Below are 4,943 nucleotides of genomic sequence, written 5' to 3' on the forward strand. Positions count from 1 at the left end.
CGCGATTGGCGCGTTACGCCTGCTCAACTTCACCAACATCGCCGATGGAACCCGATGGGCACGCGACAACTTCGAACACCCACTGATCGCTCTCGGTCTCACGATGTGAGAACGCATTCAGCCCTGCCATGGGAGGGCCCGCCCGATCCGCCCGATCCGGTCGAACCGGGGGGCTGCGCTCCGGACAACCAGACATACACGGCACGAGTCCAGCTGTCTGTTAATGCCACGGTCACCTTCACACCGCACATCCAGTGGTGCTGGCGTGGCACGACCGTTACAAGTGTCTCCAAGTCATCGGACATAACCAACTCGGTTAACGGCGGCTTAGTACCGGTGACAGTCGAGGTGACCAAGGCGACCGACGACACGCCGGTAAAGGACAGCCGGGGGGAGGCGTACCACTACACCGCTCGGTACACGATTAAGACAATCGGGATCCCGATTCCCCCCGGCACCGATTCCACCTGTTATGTCCAGTTCGATCGGTATTACCCAGTCGGCGGGTCAGTGGACGCGTCTGGCGACAACACCAACTGCGCATTGTTCTGACGTATAGCGCTGTTCCAAAATCAGTACCCGGGCCTGAAGGTCCACATCAGCGCGGTGAGCGGCGGGTTCGCGGTTGCGGTCCTGTCAACGGTCCGTTGTCCGTGTCGCCGCGTAGGAGCAACGTACTCCGATCGGGAAGACTCCTCTCGAGGGTTTCTCGATCGGAGTGCGGACGTTCCCGCAAAGCGCACCTACTGACGTGGTGTTCGGCAGCGAGACGAAGAAGACGAGCATGGTGTGGCGGTGGCGATCGGGTGGTGGTCGCCGCCTCAACAGAAGGAGTAGCGCGTGAAACGTGCGCTGATGCTGATCCCAGCCGCGACCCTCGCCGCGATGGCCACGGTAGCCAGTACGACGGCCGCCGCCGCAGGCCCGGTCGATGGTCCGATCGCGGTGAACCTGCCACCGCGGGTGTCCCTGACCAGCCCAGCCGACGGGTTCGTGGGTGTGCTCGGGTGTCCGGTCACGTTCGCCGCCGTCGCGGAGGACATCGACAACCAGATCCTGCTTGGCCGGCCGGCCACGCCGGACGATGTCCCGGTCATCGCCGACGACGGGATCGACCGGGTGGAGTTTTACCTCAACGGTCACCTGCTGGCGGCGGATTACACCGCGCCGTACGAGGTCACGGTCGACCGCGGTCCGTTCGTGCCCAGAACGAGGGGAAGAACACGACCTTCGCGCGGGCGTACGACGACGACAAGCCGCAGTTGATCACAGACTCCCCGACCATGTCTTTCCTGATGACGGACCCGCCACCCGGCCTGCCTGGTGAGCAATGCCTGGAGGCAACCCCACCACCGGCGCCGTTGTCGTAGCTGACGAAGAGGGCGGCACTAACCGGTCGCGCGTGGGTCGGCCAATGACACCGGGCCGCCCACGCGTCAGGATTTGTAGTAATGATCAGATGACGCAACAAGCCCTCGATCATCGAGGCGACTTCCGAATCGGCGTAGCGCTCCAGCAGGTTCAGGGCGTCCATCACCGGCTTGATCGGGGGCGGGATCGCCCGCAGGCGCCGGGGCAGTGATGAGTTCCTCCAGCTCGTCGACCGAGGCAGCCGACAACCGCTCCAGGGTCGCGTGGGTGAAGTTCCGCTCGAACATCGACTCAGCTGAGCCCAGGACGCGTTCGATCCGGGTCGTCTTCGTGGATCACCGTGTCGACGACCTCGTTCGGTTTCGCCGAGCTGCTCAGGTCACGTCGTCTGCCACCGACTCGATCCGGTTCATCGCCTCGCCGAGCCGGTCGTCCGGCACCGCCAGTGAGATGGCGCCGTCGACCTCGAGGATGCTCGGCACCCGCACACCGTCGAAGGAGATCTCCAAGTACGGGTTGTCGTTGACCAGCAGCACGTGGTGCCTGTGCGCGAACTCCACAGCCCGCCGGAAGAACTCCAACGGCGCGACCGCGGTGGTTGGGTTGTTCGGATAGCTGAGCCAGGCGGCCGTTGTGCCTGTAGACCCGGATGCCCATCGCGCACCATATAGAACATGTGTACGAACAGGCGCAACGGGGTCGGGTGAACCTTCCGGGGCAGATCCGCAGCAAGTCCGACTGCTCCGCCCCGGTCAGGTCTAGCTGACGTTCCGCTGGCCGGCCGAGGGGCAGACGATCGTAAACGTTGGTCGCGGTGCGGCCCATCCGTAGCTTTGGGTGCGGGTGTGCCGGATGTACTCACAGAGCGGGGCCCCAGGGAATGCCCCTGGAGCCCCGGACTTCACGGAACCACGAGCTCTGGGACCGTTTGCCCCCCGGCCACCGTCACCATTTCCAGTTGGCCCGTACCGCGATCCCGCAGAACCACCAGCCGGTGGTCAGCGCCCATCCGTCGAGGGTCGTCGCGGTCGCACCCCACCCGATGGAACTCAGTGTGCGCCACTCATTCCCCGGACGGTCGTTACCGACATAGCTGCCGGAGACCCCGTAGCTGTGCCTGCCCGCGGAGTTTGGGATGGGGGAGTTGGTGGACACGCCCACGCCGCCCACCGCGGCGGTGCCGACCACCTCGGTTCTGAACTCAAGGCCGAAGCGGTAGTGGCCATAGCTGTCTCCCCAGAGCCTGGCCACACCACATGGGCCGCGGGATTCGCCCCTGCCCTCTGCGTTCGTGCGGGATAGGCCGATCGTAGGGGCGATCTTGGCTGCCTGCTCGCGGGTGAGGCCGGGATGCGCGGCCGCGGCGCGGCGCAGCGCCTCGGCCTGGGCGGGAGTCAGGCGGACGCCCTGAAGCTCGACCTGTACGTCGGCTGTACGCGGAGCGGGTTCATCGGCGTGGGCTGTGGCTGGGACCAGGAACCCGACCAGAAGGAGCACCGCCGGGAGGAGCATAAGCACGCGGAGGACGCGCGACGCATTTCCCGGTGGCGGACTCTGGACGGTGCGGCGTGTTTTCACAGGACAGGCTCCTTCTTTCAGAGGCGGATGGCTCACGGGTGACTCCTTGTCTGTTGGCGAGCCCTTTCGCCTGTGAGCACAGCCGTGTCATTGTTGATCAGCTAGAGGTGGAGCGCCAGGACAATCAACCCCTGATCAATCGCTCAGTCCCGTTGATTACCGACGTACACGGCCAGAGGATCGGCGGAGGGAGCATGGGGCGGCCCGAGAAACCGGTGGATCCTGATGCTGGCGTACTGCAGGCCTTCGCCTACGACCTGCGCCGGTTACGCCGGAGCGCCGGCAGTCCCAGCTATCGGCAGATGGCGCGCACCGCCCACTATTCGGCCAGCGCGTTGTCCACCGCCGCCAGCGGCGCGAGTCTGCCGAGCTGGAATGTCACGCGCGCGTTCGTGCAGGCCTGTGGCGGCGATGTCGAGCAGTGGGATCAACGCTGGCGGCAGCTGGCCGCAGAGCTGGAGCCGGATGAGCTGGATGAGGACGACCGGGACGGCATCGCGGCCGAGGACAAGACACAAAGCACCGCGGTCGGCGACGACCAGCCAGCGCCCCGTTCATCACCCCCGCATGCAGAAGATCGCAGGTGGCGACCAATCCTCAGACGTGGGCGAGCAGCCGCCTCGGTCGTCGGCGTCACCGTGATCGTCACCGTGATCACGGGCGTCGTGCTCCTGGCGGCCTGGCAGCGGGATGGAGCGCCCGGGCAGGTACGCTCCACCGACGCCTTGCCGACACCGGCCGCCACGCTGTCGGCGGCTAGCTCCTCCGCCATCGTGGCGACCGCCTCGAGGCAGGCCGCGCCGCCGGTCGAGTCCAGTGCGGACACGGTGGCGGCTGCGCCGCCGCCTGGAGGGCTGGTGGTGGGGCCCGGTTGCCCGCTCGATGATCGGCGTGACTACAGCTTGTTCGAGCAGCACGACGACGGCTGGCGACGCGGTGGCGGCGGTTGGACGGGCGACGGCTGCGTCGGACGGACCTTCTCCACCCGGGTCACCGACCAGGAAGGCGCCTTCGCCTACCCGCTGCAGTGGAAGGAGTCCTATCTGTGGCAGGTCAAGCCGGGCCTCGCCGGACCGGCCCGGTGTGTGCTGGCCGTGCACGTGCCCGACGCCGCGCAGGCGGCGGGTCCGGCGATCTACCGGGTGTTCGTCACTGGGAACGCCGCCGGCGACAGCATCGCGGACGTCGTCGCCGACCAGGCGGCTCACCACGGCGCTTGGGTGGCCCACCAGGTCATCGTTCCGGATGCCGCCGACCTGACCATCCGGCTGGTTGACGCTGGGCACGGCAGATACACCATCGCGGCCGACGCCATTTCGGTTGCCTGTTCCCGCTGACTCACGCGGAGCGAAGGTTTCATTCTGGCTATTCGTCCACGGTGAGCTTGTCGAGACCCGGGCGTTGTGGGCCTCGTCGGCGCTATGCCGGCCAGCCCGGCCGGTGCCGGGGGCAGGGCGGCAGGCCTCGACCAGGGCGTGGCCGTCGGTGCCGGCTGGTAGGCGAGCGGGGCGAAACCACGCGAGGCAGTGAGCTGTTCGCGCCACTCAGCCACCGAAAGGCCGTGAGTTCCCGGTGAAGAACCCCGACCGAGTACGCGAGGAGCTGCTCACACACTGCCGCCAGGAGTGGATGAGGCGCCCGCCTAGCCAGGTCCTGATCCAGAAGGGCTCATTCGGGGTGCCCGTCACCGCGGCGGAGCCGGAGCAGGCCTACGAGCAGGGCGGTGGCCAGCGCGAGAAGAATCATGGCGACGCCGGAGCCGACCAGGACCTCTCCGGCGTCGATCCGGTCCAGTAGGGGCCCGCGGCGGCCGCCCCGAGTGGAGAGGGGGCCACGACCACGGCGTTGCGGGCCGCCAGCACCATGGTTAGGCCGGGCTTGCTGTGACTCTCCGTAGTATCGCTTGCCTGAGCTGCGGAAAGGATGCCCCTCCCTCACAAATTGTAGTCACTAAATTTGAGCGCTTCCAAGATCCTCAGAGTAGAATCGTCTCT

Annotated in this window: 5 protein-coding genes; 3 read left to right on the forward strand and 2 right to left on the reverse strand. The window is 66.7% G+C overall.

The features are described 5' to 3' along the window. The first annotated feature begins 840 nt into the window (after window positions 1-840). Window positions 841-1,266 carry an Ig-like domain-containing protein gene (locus tag ABGB08_RS54110; protein ID WP_347608258.1) on the forward strand — a complete coding sequence of 142 codons (426 nt, stop codon included), beginning with the start codon at window positions 841-843 and terminating at the stop codon, window positions 1,264-1,266. 479 nt (window positions 1,267-1,745) lie between these two features. Here ABGB08_RS54110 and ABGB08_RS54115 read toward each other — a convergent pair whose 3' ends face one another. Together ABGB08_RS54115 and ABGB08_RS54120 are read right to left on the reverse strand one after the other, a co-directional pair. Further along, entirely contained in the window at window positions 1,746-1,952 is a 207-nt protein-coding gene (locus ABGB08_RS54115) for a hypothetical protein (protein WP_347608261.1), read from the reverse strand. 364 nt (window positions 1,953-2,316) lie between these two features. Then, window positions 2,317-2,868, reverse strand: a complete 552-nt coding sequence (locus ABGB08_RS54120; RefSeq protein WP_347608264.1) for a hypothetical protein — start codon at window positions 2,866-2,868, stop codon at window positions 2,317-2,319. Between the two features lie 275 nt (window positions 2,869-3,143). Here ABGB08_RS54120 and ABGB08_RS54125 point away from each other — a divergent pair, with 275 nt between their 5' ends. Together ABGB08_RS54125 and ABGB08_RS54130 are read left to right on the forward strand one after the other, a co-directional pair. Further along, window positions 3,144-4,286 (forward strand): helix-turn-helix domain-containing protein, encoded by a 1,143-nt coding sequence (locus tag ABGB08_RS54125; protein ID WP_347608267.1) that lies wholly within the window; start codon window positions 3,144-3,146, stop codon window positions 4,284-4,286. Between the two features lie 292 nt (window positions 4,287-4,578). Continuing rightward, window positions 4,579-4,746 (forward strand): hypothetical protein, encoded by a 168-nt coding sequence (locus ABGB08_RS54130; protein WP_347608270.1) that lies wholly within the window; start codon window positions 4,579-4,581, stop codon window positions 4,744-4,746. Window positions 4,747-4,943 lie beyond the last annotated feature (197 nt).

Origin of the sequence: Acrocarpospora sp. B8E8 (assembly GCF_039871605.1) — a bacterium.
Classification (GTDB): domain Bacteria; phylum Actinomycetota; class Actinomycetes; order Streptosporangiales; family Streptosporangiaceae; genus Acrocarpospora; species Acrocarpospora macrocephala.

Bases quoted from the DNA above. Each gene is read 5' to 3' on its own strand.
- ABGB08_RS54125 (WP_347608267.1), top strand. From the start codon at position 3,144: ATGGGGCGGCCCGAGAAACCGGTGGATCCTGATGCTGGCGTACTGCAG.
- ABGB08_RS54130 (WP_347608270.1), top strand. From the start codon at position 4,579: ATGAGGCGCCCGCCTAGCCAGGTCCTGATCCAGAAGGGCTCATTCGGG.